Consider the following 20,090-nt stretch of genomic DNA (forward strand, 5'->3'; position numbering starts at 1 on the left):
GGGAGTCAGGAGAAGCTATGTTGAAGAAAACCGGGTTAGCCTTACTGCTGCTGGCGGCGACTGCCGCGCAGGCCCACGCCGAGTACCAATGCAGCGTTAAACCCCAGGACGATGTGATCATCAGCCCGCAGAGCGTGCAGGTGAAAGGCGCCAGCGGCGACCTGCAAATTTCGCCGGATGGTGACGTGATCCGCAACGGTCAGGCGCTGAGCCTGAGCGACAGCCAGCGGCAGAAAGCCTTCAGTTACCAGAGCGCGCTGCGCAAGCAGCTGCCGTGGATCGACGACGGCGCGCAGAAACACCTGGAGAAAGCCCGCGCAGCGCTGGATAAGGTGATCGTCAAAGAGCTGGGCAGCAACAGCAACGTGCGCAACCGGCTGACCACCCTGAATGGCCAGCTGAAACAGCAGATGAACCGCATCATCGAGCACCGCAGCGACGGCCTGACCTTCCACCACAAGGCGATTGACCAAGTGGAACAGGATGGCCGCAACATCGTGCAGCAGAGCATGGGCGGCGTGCTGCAGGACAGCCTGAACGAGATGGGCGTCAAACAGGCCGCCAACAGCGGCGGCAACCCGCTGCAGGCGATCATGGGCAATTTGGGCGGCTTGCAGAAGGCGATCCAGAACGAATGGAACAACCAGGAACAGGACTTCCAGAACTTCGGTCATGACGTGTGCAACCGCGTCACCGCACTGGAAACCCAGCGCAAGGATCTGCTTAACGCGTTGAAGTGATTTAAGAATCTTCTTGGTAGACCGTTTTTTGACCTTCTGAAGCTTATCTGACAGACTGATCAAACTACGTACAGATTTATGGATGTTTACGGAGGACGCTATGAGCCATACACGTTACGAAACCGATGTTGTTGCCTGGGCAAATGAACAGGCCGCTCTTTTGCGCTCCGGAAAATTGTCTGAGATCGATATTGAAAAGATCGCCGAGGAGATTGAGGACGTGGGGAAGAGCGAGCAAAGGGAACTTGCTAGCCGGATGACGGTGCTGATTGCACATTTGCTTAAATGGAAATATCAGCCGGCCAGGCGCGGAACCAGCTGGGAAAGAACGATTAAAGCGCAGCGCAAAGAGGTGCTTTACAGCTTGAAAGAGTCGCCCAGCCTAAAAGGTAAACTGAGCGATGCCGATTGGCTGGATGTCGTCTGGTCGAAGGCCGTTGCGCTCGCCACGGCCGAAACCGGGCTGGATGTGTATCCGGAAAACGGCATCTGGGAAACTCAGCAGATTCTGTCTCAGACGTTTTACCCGGATTAACACCAATAAAAAAGCGCTGATCATTCAGCGCTTTTTTTTACTCGTCGTCCGCCAGGAACAGTTCCAGCAGCGAGTTGAGGAACAGTTTGCCCTTCTCGGTGATCTGCCAGTGCTCCGCGGTTTCTTCCAGATAGCCTTTGGCCAGCGCTTCGTCCAGCTGCGGGCGAATGACGCTTTCCGTCAGCCCGGTGTAGTTGGCGAAGTCGGCGCGCGGCGCGGCTTCCAGCAAGCGGAAGCGGTTCATGAAGAATTCGAACGGCCGATCCGCCGCCGCCACCTCATGCTGCTTGTCCATGTAGTCGCCGCGCATAAAGCCGCGCGGGTGCTTGGTCTTGGCGGTGCGCAGGATGCGTCCGTCGCTGAAGGTCACCTTGCCGTGCGCGCCGCAGCCGATCCCCAGATAGTCGCCGAAGCGCCAGTAGTTGAGATTGTGCTGGCATTGGTAGCCCGGCTTGGCGTAGGCCGAGGTTTCATACTGCTGATAGCCGGCGGCGCTCAGCAACTGGTGGCCGCGCTCGAAGATGTCCCACAGCGCATCGTCGTCCGGCAAAACCGGCGGGCGCGAGCTGAACAGGGTGTTCGGCTCGATGGTCAGCTGATACCACGACAGGTGCGGCGGATTGAGGGCGATAGCCTGGCGCAGATCGTCCAGCGCCTCTTCCAGCGACTGATCCGGGAGGCCGTGCATCAGATCGAGGTTGAAGCTGCGCAGGCCGAGGCCGGTCGCCAGCGTCGCCGCGCGTTTGGCTTCTTCCGGGCCGTGGATGCGCCCCAGACGGTTCAGCTTCTCGGCGCTGAAGCTTTGCACCCCGATGGAGATGCGGTTGACGCCGGCGCGCTGGTAGCCGCTGAAGCGATCGGCCTCCACGGTGCCGGGATTGGCTTCCATGGTGATTTCGGCGTCGTCGGCGACGCGAATGCGCGCCCGCACGCCGTCCAGCAAGGCTTGCATCGCCTCGGCGCTCAGCAGGCTGGGGGTGCCGCCGCCGATAAAGATAGTGCTGATTTCCCGGCCGCCGGCCAGCGGCAGGTCGGCATCCAGATCCGCCAACAGATGATCGACATACTCCTGATGCGGCACGTCACCCTTCAGCGCATGGGAGTTGAAGTCGCAGTACGGGCATTTCTGCACGCACCACGGGATGTGGATGTAGAGACTCAGCGGGGGCAGCTTAAGCATTGCGCATGGCTTCCAACATCAGCTTCAGCGCCTTGCCGCGGTGCGAAATCGCCCGCTTCTCGTCGCGGCTCAGCTCGGCGGCGGTGCGGCCCAGCTCCGGCACGTAAAAGATAGGATCGTAACCGAAACCGCCTTCACCGGCGGCCTGTTCGGTGATTTCACCGGCCCAGCTGCCGTGAAACACCAGCGGCGTCGGATCTTGCGCATGGCGCAGATAGACCAGCACGCAGTGAAATTGCGCGCCGCGCCGGCCCGGCGCCACGTCTTTCATCGCCGCCAGCAGCTTGTCGAGGTTCTGCCGATCGTCGGCGTCTTCACCGGCGTAGCGCGCGGAGTAGATGCCCGGCGCGCCGCCCAGCGCATCTACCGCCAGACCGGAGTCGTCGGCGATCGCCGGCAGGCCGGTGACCTGTGCTGCATGGCGCGCTTTCAGAATGGCGTTTTCGATAAACGTCAGGCCGGTTTCTTCGGCGGACTCCACGCCCAGATCGGTTTGCGCGACCACGTCCAGGCCGAAATCGGCCAACAGGTCGGCGAGTTCGCGCACTTTGCCCGGGTTACCGGTGGCAAGAACGACTTTTTGCATAATGACTACCTTGAAAATTATTCGATGAGCGCCGCGACCACGGCGGGGATCTGTTGCGGATTCACGATGCGTAACTGTTTATGCCGCCCCAGTTCGCCTTTCTCGATGGTGACGTTGCTTTTCGCCACTTTGAACTGCTTGGCGATAAACTTGATCAAATGGGCGTTGGCTTGGCCGTCGACCGGCGGGGCGGTGATGGCGACTTTCAGCTCGTCGCCATGCAAGCCGATAATTTGGTCGCGGCTGGCTTTCGGCTGAATATATAGCCTGATCGCCAGCCCGTCCAGCACGGGAGTGACTGCACTCACAGCAGGAACCAGATCTCGCCGAACACATCCATGCCCAGGTAGTTGATCAGATAGAGGATCAGGATCACTACCATGGCGGAAAAATCGATGCCGCCCATCGCCGGGATGATGCGACGGATCGGCGCCATCAACGGTTCGGTCAGTTGGTACATCACGTAGTCGATCGGGCTGCGGCCCTGGCTTACCCAGCTCATCAGCGCACGAATGATCATCACCCAGAAGATCAGGTAGCCGGCGGACTTAACCAGCGAGATCAGGCCGAACAGCAGGTTATACGGGCTGAGCGACAGCGCGTGGCTTTGTATCAGCAGCAGCAGCGGGTACTTGATGGTCATCAGCAGGAACGCCAGCAGCAGCGAAGCGCTGTCGATAGGCCCAAGCGATGGGATGATGCGGCGCAGCGGGCCGACCACCGGTTGGGTGATCTTCACCACAAACTGCGAGAACGGGTTGTAAAAATCGGTGCGCGTCCATTGCATCCAAATGCGCAGCAACAGCACCATCACGTACAGATCAATAACGGTCTTGACCAGGAAAGTCAGCGTTAGCATGAAGTGGTCCTTCTCCTTAACTCGGGGTTATTTAAAATAATTTTTCCATTTCTTGCGCACGGGAAACGGCGGCCTGCATCGCTTGCGCCACGGTTTCCGGCAGTTGGCGTTCGTTGAACACCCGCAGCGCTTCGGCGGTGGTGCCGCCTTTGGAGGTCACCTGCTCGCGCAGCGTGCCCAGCGGCGTATCCGGGTTGGCTTCAACCAGCGCGGCGGCGCCGGAAGCGGCTTGCTGCACCAGATCGCGCGCGGTCTGGCTGTCGAAGCCCATGCGTTCGGCCTCTTTTTGCATCGCTTCCATAAACAGGAAGAAATAAGCCGGGGCGCTGCCCGCGGCGGCGATCACGCCGTTGATGCCATTTTCGTCATCTACCCAGCAAACTTTACCGATCGAGGCCATTAAATCGCCGGTGTAGTCGCGATCCTGTTGGCTGACCTGCGCCGGCGCGTACAGCCCGCTCATGCCCTTGCCGACCAGCGACGGGGTGTTGGGCATGATGCGCACGATGTCCAGTTGGTCGCCGAGCAGCTGATAGAAACGGCTGACCTGAATACCGGCGGCGATCGACAGCACCAGTTTGCCGCCGAAATCGACCTGTTCGCGCAGCGGCTGACACACGTCGGCCATCATCTGCGGTTTGACCGCCAGCACCACGACGTCGGCTTCACGCGCGCAGGCGACGTTGTCGCCGCTGCTGACGATGCCGTAGTCCGCCGCCAGCGCGTCACGGTTTTTCGGCGAAGGGGCGCAGACGCTGATGGATTTGGCCGGATAGCCGCCCGCGACCAGGCCGGCGATGATTGCACGCGCCATGTTGCCGGCGCCGATAAAGGTAATCTTGCGATGTTGCATCAAATCCCTCGTCTGTTTGTCAGGCCTGCGAGTAGTCGCGGGCGCCAAAAATTGCGGTGCCGATGCGCACCAGGGTGCTGCCTGCGGCGATCGCCGCCGCCATATCGTCCGTCATGCCCATCGACAGCGTATCGGCCTGCGGATAACGCTGACGCAGGGCGAGAAATGCGTCGTTCATCCGGCTGAATACCGCCAACTGCCGCTGATAATCCGTTTCCGGCGCCGGGATGGCCATCAGGCCGCGCAGCGCCAGATTCGGCAGCGCCGCGATCGCGTCGGCCAACGCCGGCAGTTCGTTCAACGCGATGCCGGATTTGCTCTGCTCATCGCTGATGTTGATTTGAATCAGCACGTTGAGCGGCGGCATGTCGGCCGGGCGCTGATCGCTCAGGCGCTGGGCGATGCGCAGCCGATCCACGGTATGACACCAGGCGAAATGTTCCGCCACCAGCCGACTCTTATTGGATTGCAGCGGGCCGATAAAGTGCCACACCAACTCACCGCCCTGCGACGACTCGGCGAAATGCCGGATCTTGTCAACCCCTTCCTGCACGTAGTTCTCGCCGAAGGCGCGCTGGCCGGCGGCGATGGCTTCTTCGATCGCCGCCACAGGTTTGGTTTTGCTGACTGCAAGCAGAGCAACGTCTTCCGGCGCCCGTGCGCAGTTTTGCGCGGCGGCCGCGATGCGGTTTCTGACATCCTGCAGGTTCTGTTGGATAGTGCTCATTATTGACCCGGGAGAGTGATATGGATATCGATGAATTCGTGGCCCTTAGTGTAAAGCATAATGCTTCCGATCTGCACCTTTGTGCCGGTCATCCGCCGATGTTGCGCATCGACGGTGAACTGCAGCCGCTGGCGGCGGCGCCAACGCTGACGGCGCAAGGCGTGCAGGCCCTCTGCGATGGATTGCTGAATGCGCAGCAGCGCGAGAGCCTGCGGCGGCTGGGGCAGGTCGATCTGGCGTTGCACAGGCCGAGCGGGGAGCGGTTGCGCGCCAACGTTTTTCAACAAAGCGCGGGGATTTCTCTCGCGTTGCGGCGTATCGCCGGGCAATCGCCTTCGCTTGCCGAGCTGGCGGCGCCGGCCATCGTCCCGGCGCTGCTGCGGCGCGCCGACGGATTGATCCTGGTCACCGGCGCCACCGGCAGCGGCAAGTCCACCACGCTGGCGGCGATGATCGACGAGATCAACCGGCACCAGCAGCGGCATATTTTGACGCTGGAAGATCCGATCGAGTTCCTGCACCGCAGCCGGCGATCGCTGATCCAGCAGCGGGAGATCGGCCGCGACAGCCACAGCTTCGATGCGGCGTTGCGCGCCGCGCTGCGCGAAGATCCGGATGTGATCCTGCTGGGCGAGCTGCGCGATACCGCCACCATCCGGCTGGCGCTCACTGCGGCGGAGACCGGCCACCTGGTGCTGGCGACGCTGCATACCCGCAGCGCGCCGCAGGCGGTAGAACGGCTGGTGGACGTGTTTCCGGCGGAAGAGAAACCCTACGTGCGCGCCCAGCTGGCGGGCAGCCTGCAAGCGGTGATCGCGCAAAAGCTGATGAGGCGCCCCGGCGGCGGACGAGTGGCGATCTTTGAAGTGCTGACGGCGACGGCGGCGGTCAGCAACCTGATCCGTGAAGGGAAAACGCATCAGTTGGCGAGCGTGTTGCAAACCGGCGCGCAGTCCGGCATGCAAACCTTTGAGCAAGGTTTGCAGCAGCGGATCGACGCCGGTGTGTTGGGGGACTGCGCGGGGGAGGGAACGGGCGTTTAGCCCAGCTGCCGTTCGAACCAGCTTTCGAGGATAACCACCGCGGAGGCGGAATCCACGCTGCCTTTATCAAGCGCGCGGAAGCCGCCGCGATCGAACAGGTTGGCGCGCGCCTCCACGGTGCTCAGACGCTCGTCATGCAGATCGATCTGGATGCCGAAGCGGCCGTGCAGGCGGTTGGCGAACTTGCGCGCCTGGGCGGTAACGGGCTGTTCGGTGCCGTCCATGTTCAGCGGCAGGCCGACCACCACCAAATCCGGCTGCCACTCCTTCAGCAGTTTTTCGATTTTCAGCCAGTCCGGCGAACCGTCCTGCGCTTTGAAAGCCGGCAGGGCGCGGGCGCTGCCGGTCAACTCCTGGCCGACGGCCGCGCCGATGCTTTTGGTGCCAAAGTCGAAGGCGATAATGGTGCGGTTACTCATCAGGCGTGTCCTGCGTGGTTGGCGATGCTGCGAATGTCGATACCCAAAAGGTTCCCCGCCTCGCGCCAGCGGCTGGCGATCGGCGTGCGGAACAAAATGTCGGTGTTGGCTTCGATGGTCAGCCAGGCGTTTTCCAATACTTCCTGCTCCAACTGGCCCTTTTCCCAACCCGCATAACCCAGCGCCACCAGCACGTCGTCCGGTTGCTCCGGCGTGCCGAGCGTTTCCAGCACGTCTTTCGAGGTGGTGATCATGGTGTTGGGGGAAATTTGAATGCTGGCGCCAAAGCCGTGGCGCGGCGTATGCAGGATAAATCCGCGATCGTCCGCCAGGGGGCCGCCGGCGAACACCGGCTTGTCCAGGCTGATGGCCGGATCGCGCGCAGGCGGCATGATCTTCAGCTTGCTCAGCACCGTGGCTACCGTGAACTGCTCCACCGGTTTATTGATCACCAAACCCATGGCGCCTTCTTCATTGTGCTCGCAAATGTAAATCACCGAGCGCTTGAAGCGAGGATCCTGCAGCGTTGGCATGGCGATCAGAAAATGGTGCTGTAAATTCATGGCGTTAGTATAAGGTAATCAATGGGTGAGAAAATAAACAGCCGCCAGTATGCGGCTATACCCGCCGCCTTTCAAGCCGCTGCCGGAAAGGCGGGCTTTGGCGGGCGCGATACAGGATAGCGGGCGGCATGCCGCCCGCATGACGCATTACTTCGCCGCCAGGCGCTTTTCAATGGCGTCCATCAGCATGCCGGTAATCGAAATCGGGAATGCCGCCTCGATCTCGCGCGCGCAGGTTGGGCTGGTGACGTTGATTTCGGTCAGGCGATCGCCGATCACGTCCAGGCCGACGAAGATCAGCCCTTTCTCTTTCAGCGTCGGGGCGACGGCGCGGGCGATTTTCCAGTCGCTTTCGCTCAGCGGGCGCGCTTCGCCGCGGCCGCCGGCCGCCAGGTTACCGCGGGTCTCACCCTGCGCCGGAATGCGCGCCAGGCAGTAAGGCACCGGCTCGCCGTCCACCACCAGGATGCGCTTGTCGCCGTCCTTGATCGCCGGCAGGAAGTTCTGCGCCATGCAGAAACGGCTGCCGTGTTCGGTCAGGGTTTCGATGATCACCGACAGGTTAGGATCGTCCTGCTTCACGCGGAAGATAGACGCGCCGCCCATGCCGTCCAGCGGTTTCAGGATGATGTCGCCGTGCTGCTGGTGGAATTTGCGGATGTGCGCGGCGCTGCGGCTGACCAGCGTATCCGGCGTCAGTTCCGAGAACCAGGCGGTGAACAGCTTCTCGTTGCAGTCACGCAGGCTTTGCGGCTTGTTGACCACCAGCGTGCCTTTGACTTCGGCGCGTTCCAGAATGTAGGTCGCGTAGATGTATTCGGTATCGAACGGCGGATCCTTGCGCATCAGGATCACGTCCAGATCGTGCAGCGCCAGATCCTGCTCGGCGCCGAAGCTGAACCAGCTCTCCTTGTCTTCCTTCACGCTCAGCAGGCGGGTGCGGGCGCGCCCGTCACCGGCGTGCAGATAGAGATCGTTCATCTCCATGTAGTGCAATTCGTAACCGCGGCGCTGCGCTTCGAGCAGCATGGCGAAGCTGGTGTCTTTCTTGATGTTGATGGAATCGATAGGGTCCATCACGATGCCGAGCTTAATCATCTTTTCTCCTTTAACCCAGGTCGCCGAAGCGGACCTGCAGAGCGGTAATGGCGGTGAGCGCTGTGGTTTCGGTACGCAGAACGCGTGGTCCCAACAGAATATCAGTAAATCCGTGGTCGGTGGTCATGGCGATTTCGTCGACGGACAAACCGCCTTCCGGGCCGATCAGCAGGCGGACGCGGTCTACCGGCTGCGGCAGCGTGTTGATGCTGTGGCTGGCGCGCGGATGCAGGTTGAGCTTCAGGCTGCCGTCCTGCTCGGCGCACCAGGCCTCCAGCGACATCGCCTCGCGGATTTCGGGAATGCGGTTGCGGCCGCACTGTTCGCAGGCGGCGATGGCGATCTTTTGCCATTGCTGGATTTTCTTCGCCAGACGCTCGCCGTCCAGTTTGACGCCGCAGCGCTCGGAAAATAGCGGGGTAATGACGTTGACGCCCAGCTCTATGGATTTCTGAATGGTGAACTCCATCTTCTCGCCGCGCGAGATCACCTGGCCCAGATGCAGGTTGAGCGGCGATTCGATGTCCTCCACGCGGCCGTCGCCGAGGCGCACCAGCACGCTCTTTTTGTCCACCCGGACTATCTCGGCGTCGAACACCTGGTTGCTGCCGTCGAACAGCTGCAGCGCCTGGCCGGCGCTCATGCGCAGCACGCGCCCGACGTGGTTGGCGGCGTCCTCGCTGAGGGCGATCTCTGCCCGGTCGGTCAACGGCTGCGGATGGTAAATGCGGGGTATGCGCATGGGTAGTCTGATCCTGACGAAACGGCGCCGCGGGTTGGCGGCGCCATGAAAGATAAAGGCTATAGTAGGTTAGCTTTTCCGCTGCTGACAAGCCTGTTGAATATAGGGGTTGTGGTTGCCCTGCACCTTGGCGATACGTGCTTCACGCTGACATTCCCATTGGCTCACCGGATATTGCCGGTTCCACACCTCGAACAGTTGGGTTTGCTGGCGTGACAGCCGCAGCTGGTAGCGATCGCGCATGTAGAAGTAGGTGCGGGCAATGGCGCCGCGGGCGCGGGCGGGCGGCTCCGCCTGTTTATTCTTGAAGTCCACCTTCATTGGGCACTGCCCGTATTGGCCTGCGCCGCCGTTCCATTGGCTGTACATGAAGTTGTTGCGGTCGCCGTTCACTTCGCCGATCGCCGGCTGCAGGTTGTGCAGATCGGTTTCTATCTGGCGATAGGTGGCGTCCTTATTGCAGTTTTTGCGTCCGCCGTCTTGCCAGCACTGCAGTTGGTGGCCGAACTGCCAGGCCGGCACCACGTGTTCCCACTCGATGCGCTGCGCGCGCTGGGCGTTTTTACGCACCTGATAGCCGCAGCCGGCGAGATCCGGGATGCCCTTCTTGCCTTGCCAGTCGATGCGGCAGCCGCAGTAAAAGCTGCCCGGCGCATCCCGGTTAATCTTGGCCGCCGCCGCTTTGGCCTGAGAGAAGTTATTGATGCCGTGCGCCTGTACGGCGCCTGCGGCGAAAACCGCCATAAACAAAATTCTGCGAAGCATATTCCAAAACAGCTCAAAATTGGAAAAGCAGGCAGGGTAACGGAACTTGCCGGTAGTGGCAAATGGCGATATTTGCTTGTTTTAACGTATAAATCGTTTAACTAAAGGTTCTCGCTAGCAAGAAATTTCAGTTTTTCGCCGCACCGGCGGCAGCGGTATTCGCTTTCGCCGCGCAGCACGCGGTTATGGCGGCGAATGGTGAGCTGGTGCTGCCCACAGGCGCAGCGGTAGGGGAAGGTCTTGCTTTGCACCGAGGCGGTTTCGAAACGGTGAGTGCGGCTGGCGGGCGTCAGCAGCACGCTTTCCATCATCCAGCGCCATTCGCGGCCGTGCGGCGCCACCCGGCCGAATTGGCGAAACACCAGCAGGTGCGCCAGTTCGTGCGGCACCACTTCATCGATAAACGGCTGTTGGTTTTCCAGCAGCAGCACCGGGTTCAGGCGGATTTCCCAGCTTTGCAGCCAGGCGGTGCCCGCGCTGGTGCCGCGTTGCTGATAGACGATGCTGGGTTCGGGGAACTCGACGGCAAAATGCCGGCGGGCCAACTGCAGCTTTTCTCGCAGGCAGCGCATCACCGCTTGTTGCAGCGCGATGGGGATTCTCGGTTTGTTCATTGCGGCTAGCTTAAGCAATGGCGCGGCGGCTGACAATACGCACCGGCGCAAATCGCATCCGGCGCTTTTTCGCCACATTGATAAAGCGATCGCCACCGATGGATTGTAATCAATGTGTTAACTGCGGGATAATAAAGCGTGCATGATGAGCCTGTACCCGCAGTTCTCACCGAGCAAGGTTGAAACGCCGCCTGTGGCAATCCCTTACGCAAAGAGCGGTTATTTTGCGATTTGGCGCAATAACTGACTGATTAAAAATACGTAAGGTGAAGGCAGTTTTTTGACAAGGCGCCGCCTCGCGCGCCGCAAGTGTGAATTTAACGCAGCTGATGTTGCAAGTGAGAGATCAATGTCGAATAAACCGTTCCACTATCAAGATCCGTTCCCGCTGAAGAAAGACGATACCGAATATTACCTGCTGAGCCGCGACCACGTTTCCGTGAGCGAGTTTGAAGGCCAGGAAATACTGAAAGTTGCCCCTGAAGCGTTAACCCTGCTTGCCCAGCATGCGTTCCACGACGCGTCGTTCATGCTGCGCCCGGCGCACCAACAGCAGGTGGCCGATATCCTCAAAGATCCGGACGCCAGCGAAAACGACAAGTACGTTGCGCTGCAATTTCTGCGTAACTCAGAAATCGCCGCCAAGGGTATTTTACCGACCTGCCAGGACACCGGCACGGCGATCATCGTCGGCAAAAAGGGCCAGCGCGTCTGGACCGGCGGCGGCGATGAAGAAGCGTTGTCGCGTGGGGTGTACAACACCTACATCGAAGAGAACCTGCGCTATTCGCAGAACGCCGCGCTGGATATGTACAAAGAGGTCAATACCGGCAGCAACCTGCCGGCGCAGATCGATCTCTACAGCGTGGACGGCGAAGAGTACAAGTTCCTGTGCATCGCCAAGGGCGGCGGTTCAGCCAACAAAACCTATCTGTATCAGGAAACCAAGGCGCTGCTGTCGCCGGGCAAGCTGAAAAACTACCTGGTCGACAAGATGCGCACGCTGGGCACTGCGGCCTGCCCGCCGTACCACGTGGCGTTCGTCATCGGCGGCACCTCGGCGGAAGCGACGCTGAAAACCGTCAAACTGGCCTCGACCAAGTATTACGATGGCCTGCCGACCGAAGGCAACGAGCATGGTCAGGCGTTCCGCGATCTGGAACTCGAAGCTGAACTGCTGCAAGAAGCGCAGAACCTGGGGCTGGGCGCGCAGTTCGGCGGCAAATACTTCGCGCATGATATCCGCGTGGTGCGTCTGCCGCGCCACGGCGCCTCCTGCCCGGTCGGCATGGGCGTTTCCTGTTCGGCGGACCGCAACATCAAAGGCAAGATTAACCGCGACGGCATCTGGCTGGAAAAACTGGAGCACAATCCGGGTAAATTCATTCCTCAGGAGCTGCGCCAGGCCGGGGAAGGCGAGGCGATCAAGGTCGATCTCAACCGTCCGATGGCCGAGATCCTCAAACAGCTGTCGCAGTACCCGGTTTCCACCCGCCTGTCGCTGAGCGGCACCATCATCGTTGGCCGCGATATCGCGCACGCCAAGCTGAAAGAGCGCCTGGATCGCGGTGAGGGCCTGCCGCAGTACGTCAAGGATCACCCGATCTACTACGCCGGCCCGGCTAAAACGCCGGAAGGCTATGCGTCCGGTTCCTTGGGGCCGACCACCGCCGGGCGTATGGATTCCTACGTCGATCTGCTGCAATCTCACGGCGGCAGCATGATCATGCTGGCGAAAGGCAACCGCAGCCAGCAGGTGACGGATGCCTGCCACAAGCACGGCGGCTTCTACCTCGGCAGCATCGGCGGCCCGGCGGCGGTGCTGGCGCAGCAGAGCATCAAGAGCCTGGAGTGCGTGGAGTACCCTGAATTGGGCATGGAAGCGATCTGGAAAATCGAAGTGGAAGATTTCCCGGCGTTTATCCTGGTGGATGACAAAGGCAATGACTTCTTCCAGAAGATCCAGGCCGGCCAATGCGCCAGCTGCCTGAAATAAGCGTTGCCCCCTTCGCCGCTCGCGGGCGGTGAAGGGGGACTGTGTAAAGTCCTGTAGCTTGCTGGACGGCGAGTTTTAACCTGTATACCCTACGCGGATAGCACTAAAATTCGACTAATGGAATATCGGTAACATAAGGTTCGGCAAGCACATGGGTACGCAGGAAAGTCACATCAGGGAATTGCTGGTCTGGATTGAAGATAACCTGACCAATCCGCTGTCGTTGGATATCGTTTCCGCCAAGTCAGGCTATACGAAATGGTACCTGCAGCGCATGTTCAAGAAGCAGACCGGATTATCGTTAGCCTCCTACATCCGCGCTCGTCGCCTCTACCTCGCCGCCTTCGCCTTGCGCTTCACGCAGAAGAGCATTCTGGACATTTCGGTTGAATATCAATTCGATAATCAGCAGACGTTCTCGCGCTGTTTCAAGAAACACTTCGCCGAGTCGCCCAGCGTTTATCGTCATGCCCGCAAACAGGACTTCAGCAATCTGGTGCGTTCACTCGCGGCCAGCCAGCCCGGCGATATTGAGGTTGAACGCGTCAGCATCGCCAGAGGGCAATACGCTTTTCACGGCAAGCAGTACGCTTACCACCTGGACATAGAGAGGTTGGATAAGTCGCATCTGCCGCAGCGCAGCGCGCTGCGGGCGCAGTTTTACACCTTGTTGGGCGAGCGCCCGACGCAAACCTATTCGTTTACCCAACTGGTGCCGGACGGCGAGCGGGTCAGGGTCGACTATACCCTGGGCGTGACGACGGACTATCCGCTGCGTGAAGGCGTGACGCTGGAGCCGCTGCCGGAGATCCACGGTGAGTTTTGCCGTTTTCGCTATTCCGGCAAGCCGGTGGCGCTCAATGATCACATCATTAAAATTTACACGCAGGTGCTGCCCGAAATGGGGCTGGCCCGCGGTGACGGGCCGGACATGACGGTGTTCAGCTATTCGCTGAGCGGGAAAGAGGAGCTGCATCTGGAGCTGCAGCATCTGGTGCCGGTGGTGCCGCTGCACTGATCCCGTCGGCGGCCGGCCGCCGGTTTTTCTGCTGCACGATCGCCGCCATCACCGCCAGGGCGATCTCCGCCGGCGTTTTGCTGCCCAGCGGCAGGCCGATCGGCGCATGGATGCGTTCCAACTCCTGCGGCGTGAATTCGGCAATCTGCTGCAACCGCTGGCGCCGCCGCGAGCTGTTTCTCAGCGATCCCATGGCGCCGATGTAAAACGCCGGAGTGTGGATCGCTTCCATCAGCGTCAGATCGTCCATACGCGGATCGTGGGTCAGCGCCACGACGGCGGTATTGGCGTGGCAACCGCCGTCCTCAATGAACTTGGCCGGAAACTGGCGCAGCAGCGTCACGCCCGGTTTTAACTCGGCGGCGAAGTTATCCAGCGCCTCCGGGCGATTCTCGCAAACCAGCACCTCAAACCCCAGCGCCACGGCGAAATCGGCGCAGTACAGCGCCACGCTGGACAGCCCGGCGATCAGCAGGCGCGGCGCGGCCGCGATATGCAGGGTAATCTGTTCGAGCCGGCGTTCAACCTGAGTGGCGCTGGTGAAATGGCTCTGCTCAAGGCTGTGGCAGGCGTGGGGCAGCGTTAGGCGTTTGATCAACGCGTGATGCCCTTCCAGCGCGCCGGCGATGCGTCGCAGGTAAGCGACGCTGGCTTCTCCCGCCGGCAGATACTCGATCAGCACGTCCAGCACGCCGCCGCACGGCAGCGCCACGTTGGGCGTCATACCGCCTTCGCCGTAACGGATCACCTGGCTGGCCGCCTGATACTCCCCGGCGGCTACGCGGCGCAGAAAGTCCTCCTCCACGCACCCGCCCGACAACGAACCGCTGTAGCGGCCGTCGCGGGTCGCCGCCATCAGCGCGCCCGGCGAGCGCGGCGAAGAACCATAGGTGCTGAGGACGGTGCATAACCAGACCGGCTGGTGTTGCAGCCAGCTTATCGCCTGGCTGACTACGGTGACATCAAGATGTTGCATAGGTGAATTTACTCGCTGGCCGGAAGTTGCGATGGAAGATCAATATCCTGCACGACGCCGGGGTGCTCAAGTGGCAACAGGTGCACCGCTGCGCCTTGCAGCAGCCCACGGGCGCCATTATCGCCGCGCAGTTGGCAAAGTTGTTTGCGCAATAGGGCGGAAAAGCCGACCGGGTGACCGGGCTGTTGCGCATAGCTGGGGCGTACGATCGCGTGTTGCCGTAAGGCGCTCGCCACCTGCCGGAAGACATCGGCGCTGACGAACGGCATATCGGCCAGATGGATCAGCCAGCCTTGCCAGTGCGGCGTGGCCGCAACGCCTGCGGCGATCGAGTCGCCTAGGCCCGCGCTGGCGAGCAGGGTAACCGGCACCTGATTGGCGGCGCAGGCTGCCAGCACCGGCAGATTATCCGGACGGGTCACCACCTGCACCGGCAGCTCGGAAGCCAGCGCCTGGCGCAGGGTGTGTTCGAACAGCGAACGCCGCTCGCCCGCCGCATCGGCAAACCCGGCGTTCAGTTTGTTGCCCTGGCCGCCGGCCCGAATAAAGCGCTCCCCGCGTCCGGCGGCGGTAATAATGATGCCCGTGATCATGGTTCAAGCCCGCGTTTGCGCAAATTATTTATTAGCGTACAAACCTTATGTGTTTTGCAAATGTTTTTTTGTTGAAAACAGCCTGTTAATCATCACATAATTTTAGTTATAAGCATATGCTTATGACGTCTACGGCAAGGTCGTCAGCGTTTGCGCAACAACACCGCGAACAAAAACCAATTACAAGAAAGACGTGAAGGACTTATTTATGAGCAATTTCAACCCGTCGCGGCGTCGCTTTATCAAAAGCGCCGTGATTGCGGGGGTATCCGTGTACCTCGCGCCCCTGTACAGCCGCGCCTACGCCGCGCTGTTCGAGCAAAAAATCCTCCAGTCGCCCAATTGGGATCCGCAGGCCAAGCGCGTGCGTTTCCGTATCGACGGCCGCGCCAAGGTCATGGGGCAGAAGGTGTTCGCGCGCGACATCCGCGCGGTGGACATGCCGCACTGGCCGAAGAAACAGGCGCACGCCTTCATTCTGCGCGTGACCAAGGCCGACCGGTTGTTCGAAGGGGTCGATCTGTCGCTGTTGGGGGACGATCTGCAGCCGGATCGCCTGGTGACGGCGGAAGATCTGGCGCGCGACGGCCTGGCCTTTCCGGCGTTCTACGGTGACGACATGCTGCTGCCGAGCGGCAAAACCCCGGCCTACCTCGGCCAGGCGGTGGCGATCCTGATCTATCACGACTTCGCCCGTTTCCGCTTCGCCAAGGACAAGCTGAAATTCCGCGAAGAAACCATCAAATACGGCGCGGTGACCGGCCCGCTCGAGCGCGATCCCTGGGGCAGTTTCCGCTATGTGCGGGTGGGGGGAGAACAACCGTTCGACGACGATCGCTTCTCCAGCCTGAAGGACACGCCGATCTTCCCGGTGTCGATGAAAAAACACCTGCCGGTGTGGCCGGAAGGGCGCGAGGGCGGCAAGCTGGATCAGGAAGGCATGCGCTATGCAGGGATGATCGCCGACGAGTTGGCGAATCCGCCGGCCGACTGGCTGGTAATGTCGCGCCGCTACACCACGCAGTCGATAGACACCTCGGCGCTGGAGCCGGACAACGCCAACGGCTGGTTCGACGCGCAGACGCAAACCCTGCATCTGGTGGTGCCGACTCAGTCGCCGCAGGAAGTGGCCGACGAGATGCCGCGCATGCTGGCCAAGCGCAATCCGCCGGTGAAACAGCTGATCCTGCACCCGTGCTACACCGTGGGCTATGGCTCGAAAGACCACTACAACTTCCCGTATTACGGCGCGGTGGCGGCGATGTATGGCGATGGCCACCCGGTGCGCCTGGCCAACGATCGCTTCGAACAGTTCCAGACGGCGTTGAAGCGCCACGCGTTCGACATGAACTACCGCATCGCGGTGAATAAGCAGACCGGCGTCATGCAGTCGTTCCTCGGTGACATGACCGCGGACGGCGGCGGCCGCAGCAACTTTACCCCTTCAGTGGTGATGGTCGGCGCAACCGCCGCCCAGTCGATTTACTACTTCCCGAAAAGCGATCTGTCGTCGGTCGGGCTGGCTTCACGCGCCATCGACGCCGGTTCGGCGCGCGGTTACGGCACGCTGCAGAGCATGGCCGCCACCGAGATGATGGTGGATGAGTTGGCCGCCGAGCTGAAGATTGACCCGATCGAGTTCCGCCTGCGCAACGTGCTGAAATCCGGCATGAAAAACACCCAGGGGGCGATCCCGGCCGGTGCGATCCGCGCCGATGAAGTGCTGGAAAAGGCGGCGAAGCATGAGATATGGCTCAAGCGCGCCGAACGCAAGGCCGAGTTTGAGAGCCGCCATCCCGGCAAGCGCTATGGCGTCGGCTTCGGCTGCGTGCAGAAAGACTTCGGCACCGGGGCGGAAACCTCGTTCGCCCGGGTGGAGCTGAGCGAAGACGGCCGCATCACCCTGCATCACAGCGGCGCGGAGATGGGCACCGGCATGTCGACCTCGCAGTCGGTATTGTGCGCGCAGTGGCTGGGCAAACCGGCCGACGAAGCGCACTTCTCGGTCACCGACTGGTCGGTATTGCCGATGGTCACCAGCGGCGATCCTTACCTGATGTCGCAGGAAGAGCAGGATAAGCTGCAAACCAACCCCAACTGGACGCCGAGCTACTGTTCGCCGTCGAGCGCCAGCAACTCGGCCTATTACTTCTCGCACAGCACCCGCGAAGCGGCGCGCCTGATCTTCGATCACGGCCTGTGGCCGGCGGCGATGGCGCTGTGGCAGGCCGGTATCGGCGGCGGCCAGGCGGCGCCGCTGGTGGTGCGGCGCGAAGATGCGCGTTGGGTCGAAGGCGGCCTGACGGCGGCGGGCATGTCGGTGCTGAGCCTCGAGCTGCTGGCCAAGACGGCCTATCAGATGGGCGGCGTCACCGGCGCGGCGGTGCACGTTTTCAACCGCTGGCAGTGGGCGGAGGCCGATTTCACGCTGAACGGCAAAAGCGAACGCCTGCCGATCGACGGCATGGCGCTGCGCAACGCCGGCGGCGAATTCAAACCGCTGGCGCGCGGGCAGGTCTACTACCCGCCAACCCAGCGCAACAATGCGGCGGTGACCTACTACAGCGCCGTTGGCACGCTGGCGGAAGTGGCGGTGGATATCGCCACCGGCCAGGTGGAATTGCTGAATCACCACTCAATCATGGAGTGCGGCAACCTGATCGTGCCGGAACTGGTTTCCGGCCAGCTGCAGGGCGGGCTGGCGATGGGGATCGGCCATGCGCTGCACGAATATTTACCGCTGTACGAAGACGGCCCGGGCAACGGCACCTGGAACTTCAACCGTTACCACCTGCCGCGCGCCAGCGACGTGGCGGTGTGGAAACAGAGCGGCGACATCCTGCCGGCGCTTTCGGAAACCGATCCGCCGAAAGGCATGGCGGAGGTGGTGATGATCCCGATCGTGGCCGCGCTGGTCAACGCCATTGCCGACGCCACCGGCCACCGTTTCCGTGATTTGCCCGTTCGTGCAGAAAATATTCGTGAGGTATTACAATGAGCATTAAAACCCAGCCGATTTCCCTGACCATCAACGAGAAACAGTACGGCCCGATCGAGGTGCCGGAAGGCTTGATGATGATCGATTTCCTGCACGAGTATCTCGATTTGACCGGTTCGCGCCTCGGCTGCGGGCAGGGCATTTGCCACGCCTGCGTGGCTATTGTCGATCACCCGAGCGGCACCAGCGAAGAGGTGCGCACCTGCATCACCGGCGCGCATTTCTTCAACGGCAAGAAAGTGCGCACCGTCGAAGGCCACGCCAGGGTGGACGAACAGGGGGAGGTGGTTGAGCTGTCGCCGATCCAGCAGGCGTTTCTGGAGCACTACAGCTTCCAGTGCGGCTACTGCACGCCAGGCTTCGTCAACGCCGCCACCATCTTCGTGGAAAAGCTCAAGCGTGAGCCGATCGCCCGCGATCAGCTGGAGAACGCCATCGAGCAGGCGCTGGACAGCCACATCTGCCGCTGCACCGGCTACGTGCGCTACTACGAAGCGGTGCGCGACGTGGTGCTGAAAACGCCGGGCCTGCTGAAGGAGACGGCGCAATGAAAAAACGTCTCGCAATGTTGATTGTGCTGGTGGCGATCGTGGTGATTGCGCTGTTGTGGTGGCGGGAAAACCGCCGTTACGACGGCCCGGTGCAGCAGGTGACCGCCAGCGCCGAACAGATCGCGCGCGGCCGCTATCTGGCGCAGGCCGCCGACTGCGCCGCCTGCCATACCGCCAGCGGCGGGGCGCCGTTGGCCGGCGGCTATCCGCTGGACACGCCGTTCGGCACGATTTACGGCAGCAACCTGACGCCGTCGGCCGACCACGGCATCGGGCGCTGGAGCAAGGACGACTTCTTCCTGGCGCTGACGCAGGGCGTGGCGCCGGGCGGACGGCACCTGTACCCGGCGATGCCTTACACCTCGTACAAGGGCATTTCGCGTCAGGACGCCGATGACATCTACGCTTACCTGATGACGCGCCCGGCGGTGGACGTGGCCATTCCGGCCAACGACATGCCGTTCCCGTTCAACCAGCGCATGGCGCTGATCGGCTGGAATCTGCTGTTCCGCAGCCAGGATCCGCTGCCGGCCAGTTCGCAGGGCAGCTCGCCGCAATGGCAGCGCGGCCGCTATCTGGCCGACGTGCTGGGCCACTGTGGCGAATGCCACACGCCGCGCGGCGCGCTGGGACAGATGGATCTCGGCAAGCCAATGCAGGGCGGCGATCTCGGCCGCTTCATGGCGCCGGACATTACGCCGCACGGCTTGGCGCAGCGCGGCTGGACGCCGCAGGACGTCAGCCGCTTCCTCGGCACCGGCCTCGCGCCGCAGGGTTCGGCCTTCAGTGAGATGCATATGGTGGTGGATCTCAGCACCCGTCATTTGACGCCGGAAGACCATCAGGCGCTGGCGCTGTATCTGATGGGCGAGCAGCCGCCGGCGGCAGTGCCGGTGAAAATGGGGCAGGGCAGCGATGCCGGGCGCATGACCTATCTGGATCAGTGCGCCGGCTGCCATGCGCGCGAAGGCGAAGGTAAACCGCACGTCGCACCGGCGATGCGCGATAACGCCACGCTGCGCCAGGCGGACGGCAAGAACCTGATCGTGTCGGTGCTGGACGGCCTGCCGGCCCAGCAGTTCCCGAACGGTGAAAGCATGCAGAGCATGCCGGGCTTCGGCGAGCGTCTGAGCGATGCCGACGTGGCGGAACTGGTAAACTACCTGCGGGTGACCTGGGGCGGTTTGCCGGCGGACGTCACCGCCGAGCAGGTGAAAGCGCTGCGCAAGTAAGC

22 protein-coding genes are annotated in these 20,090 nt (G+C 61.6%); 8 read left to right on the forward strand and 14 right to left on the reverse strand.

Features of this window, described 5'->3' with window-relative positions; genetic code table 11:
- Nucleotides 1-17: 17 nt before the first annotated feature.
- Nucleotides 18-740 carry a YggN family protein gene (locus ACUTQY_RS18520; protein WP_046687803.1) on the forward strand — a complete coding sequence of 241 codons (723 nt, stop codon included), beginning with the start codon at nucleotides 18-20 and terminating at the stop codon, nucleotides 738-740.
- Nucleotides 741-840: 100 nt separating this feature from the next.
- Nucleotides 841-1,275 (forward strand): DUF29 domain-containing protein, encoded by a 435-nt coding sequence (locus tag ACUTQY_RS18525; RefSeq protein WP_016930094.1) that lies wholly within the window; start codon nucleotides 841-843, stop codon nucleotides 1,273-1,275.
- 37 nt (nucleotides 1,276-1,312) lie between these two features.
- On the opposite strand, the gene hemW is transcribed toward ACUTQY_RS18525, so the two are convergent.
- From hemW to ACUTQY_RS18555, 6 genes are read right to left on the reverse strand one after another with little or no spacing between them, the layout of a single operon-like run.
- Nucleotides 1,313-2,455 (reverse strand): radical SAM family heme chaperone HemW, encoded by a 1,143-nt coding sequence (gene hemW / locus ACUTQY_RS18530; protein ID WP_033644669.1) that lies wholly within the window; start codon nucleotides 2,453-2,455, stop codon nucleotides 1,313-1,315.
- Nucleotides 2,448-3,041, reverse strand: coding sequence for an XTP/dITP diphosphatase (locus tag ACUTQY_RS18535; RefSeq protein ID WP_042785371.1), 594 nt, complete (start codon nucleotides 3,039-3,041; stop codon nucleotides 2,448-2,450). The genes hemW and ACUTQY_RS18535 overlap by 8 nt, the downstream gene beginning before the upstream one ends.
- Nucleotides 3,042-3,058: 17 nt before the next feature.
- Complete coding sequence (gene yggU, locus ACUTQY_RS18540) at nucleotides 3,059-3,349, reverse strand: DUF167 family protein YggU (RefSeq protein WP_004948014.1); 291 nt, start codon at nucleotides 3,347-3,349, stop codon at nucleotides 3,059-3,061.
- Nucleotides 3,346-3,900 carry a YggT family protein gene (locus ACUTQY_RS18545; RefSeq protein WP_042785370.1) on the reverse strand — a complete coding sequence of 185 codons (555 nt, stop codon included), beginning with the start codon at nucleotides 3,898-3,900 and terminating at the stop codon, nucleotides 3,346-3,348. The genes yggU and ACUTQY_RS18545 overlap by 4 nt, the downstream gene beginning before the upstream one ends.
- A 31-nt stretch (nucleotides 3,901-3,931) precedes the next feature.
- A complete protein-coding gene (gene proC, locus ACUTQY_RS18550) occupies nucleotides 3,932-4,753 on the reverse strand; it encodes a pyrroline-5-carboxylate reductase (protein ID WP_046687802.1) in 822 nt (273 codons plus the stop codon).
- Between the two features lie 19 nt (nucleotides 4,754-4,772).
- Nucleotides 4,773-5,480, reverse strand: a complete 708-nt coding sequence (locus ACUTQY_RS18555; protein ID WP_033644673.1) for a YggS family pyridoxal phosphate-dependent enzyme — start codon at nucleotides 5,478-5,480, stop codon at nucleotides 4,773-4,775.
- Nucleotides 5,481-5,500: 20 nt separating this feature from the next.
- On the opposite strand from ACUTQY_RS18555, the gene ACUTQY_RS18560 reads away from it, so the two are divergent.
- Nucleotides 5,501-6,523 carry a type IV pilus twitching motility protein PilT gene (locus tag ACUTQY_RS18560; RefSeq protein ID WP_046687801.1) on the forward strand — a complete coding sequence of 341 codons (1,023 nt, stop codon included), beginning with the start codon at nucleotides 5,501-5,503 and terminating at the stop codon, nucleotides 6,521-6,523.
- Here the strand turns inward: ACUTQY_RS18560 and ruvX are convergent.
- The 6 genes from ruvX to ACUTQY_RS18590 form a co-directional block, all read right to left on the reverse strand.
- Nucleotides 6,520-6,942, reverse strand: a complete 423-nt coding sequence (gene ruvX / locus ACUTQY_RS18565; RefSeq protein ID WP_015379046.1) for a Holliday junction resolvase RuvX — start codon at nucleotides 6,940-6,942, stop codon at nucleotides 6,520-6,522. The genes ACUTQY_RS18560 and ruvX overlap by 4 nt on opposite strands.
- On the reverse strand, nucleotides 6,942-7,505 hold the full coding sequence (locus ACUTQY_RS18570; protein ID WP_004937452.1) for a YqgE/AlgH family protein: 564 nt from the start codon (nucleotides 7,503-7,505) through the stop codon (nucleotides 6,942-6,944). Before ACUTQY_RS18570 ends, ruvX begins: the two co-directional genes overlap by 1 nt.
- Nucleotides 7,506-7,652: 147 nt before the next feature.
- Entirely contained in the window at nucleotides 7,653-8,603 is a 951-nt protein-coding gene (gene gshB / locus ACUTQY_RS18575; RefSeq protein ID WP_033651325.1) for a glutathione synthase, read from the reverse strand.
- Between the two features lie 10 nt (nucleotides 8,604-8,613).
- Nucleotides 8,614-9,345 carry a 16S rRNA (uracil(1498)-N(3))-methyltransferase gene (rsmE, locus tag ACUTQY_RS18580; RefSeq protein ID WP_046687800.1) on the reverse strand — a complete coding sequence of 244 codons (732 nt, stop codon included), beginning with the start codon at nucleotides 9,343-9,345 and terminating at the stop codon, nucleotides 8,614-8,616.
- Nucleotides 9,346-9,414: 69 nt separating this feature from the next.
- Nucleotides 9,415-10,110, reverse strand: a complete 696-nt coding sequence (endA, locus tag ACUTQY_RS18585) for a deoxyribonuclease I (RefSeq protein ID WP_033644681.1) — start codon at nucleotides 10,108-10,110, stop codon at nucleotides 9,415-9,417.
- A gap of 101 nt (nucleotides 10,111-10,211) precedes the next feature.
- Nucleotides 10,212-10,724, reverse strand: a complete 513-nt coding sequence (locus tag ACUTQY_RS18590; protein WP_033644682.1) for a SprT family zinc-dependent metalloprotease — start codon at nucleotides 10,722-10,724, stop codon at nucleotides 10,212-10,214.
- 349 nt (nucleotides 10,725-11,073) lie between these two features.
- On the opposite strand from ACUTQY_RS18590, the gene fumA reads away from it, so the two are divergent.
- Nucleotides 11,074-12,720 carry a class I fumarate hydratase FumA gene (fumA, locus tag ACUTQY_RS18595; protein ID WP_033644683.1) on the forward strand — a complete coding sequence of 549 codons (1,647 nt, stop codon included), beginning with the start codon at nucleotides 11,074-11,076 and terminating at the stop codon, nucleotides 12,718-12,720.
- A 151-nt stretch (nucleotides 12,721-12,871) separates the two neighbouring features.
- On the forward strand, nucleotides 12,872-13,738 hold the full coding sequence (locus ACUTQY_RS18600) for a helix-turn-helix domain-containing protein (RefSeq protein WP_060660249.1): 867 nt from the start codon (nucleotides 12,872-12,874) through the stop codon (nucleotides 13,736-13,738).
- On the opposite strand, the gene ACUTQY_RS18605 is transcribed toward ACUTQY_RS18600, so the two are convergent.
- Together ACUTQY_RS18605 and ACUTQY_RS18610 are read right to left on the reverse strand one after the other, a co-directional pair.
- A complete protein-coding gene (locus ACUTQY_RS18605; protein WP_046687799.1) occupies nucleotides 13,662-14,714 on the reverse strand; it encodes an XdhC family protein in 1,053 nt (350 codons plus the stop codon). The genes ACUTQY_RS18600 and ACUTQY_RS18605 overlap by 77 nt on opposite strands.
- A gap of 8 nt (nucleotides 14,715-14,722) precedes the next feature.
- On the reverse strand, nucleotides 14,723-15,307 hold the full coding sequence (locus ACUTQY_RS18610) for a nucleotidyltransferase family protein (protein ID WP_046687798.1): 585 nt from the start codon (nucleotides 15,305-15,307) through the stop codon (nucleotides 14,723-14,725).
- Nucleotides 15,308-15,515: 208 nt separating this feature from the next.
- Between ACUTQY_RS18610 and ACUTQY_RS18615 the strand changes: the two genes are divergently transcribed.
- The 3 genes from ACUTQY_RS18615 to ACUTQY_RS18625 are packed head-to-tail and all read left to right on the forward strand — an operon-like array spanning nucleotide 15,516 to nucleotide 20,088.
- Nucleotides 15,516-18,305: a xanthine dehydrogenase family protein molybdopterin-binding subunit gene (locus ACUTQY_RS18615; protein WP_342186870.1), complete on the forward strand. Its 2,790-nt coding sequence runs from the start codon at nucleotides 15,516-15,518 to the stop codon at nucleotides 18,303-18,305.
- Nucleotides 18,302-18,856 (forward strand): (2Fe-2S)-binding protein, encoded by a 555-nt coding sequence (locus ACUTQY_RS18620; RefSeq protein WP_015379038.1) that lies wholly within the window; start codon nucleotides 18,302-18,304, stop codon nucleotides 18,854-18,856. The genes ACUTQY_RS18615 and ACUTQY_RS18620 overlap by 4 nt, the downstream gene beginning before the upstream one ends.
- Complete coding sequence (locus tag ACUTQY_RS18625; protein WP_046687796.1) at nucleotides 18,853-20,088, forward strand: cytochrome c; 1,236 nt, start codon at nucleotides 18,853-18,855, stop codon at nucleotides 20,086-20,088. Before ACUTQY_RS18620 ends, ACUTQY_RS18625 begins: the two co-directional genes overlap by 4 nt.
- Nucleotides 20,089-20,090: the final 2 nt, after the last annotated feature.

It is taken from the genome of Serratia sp. TSA_130.1 (assembly GCF_052691795.1).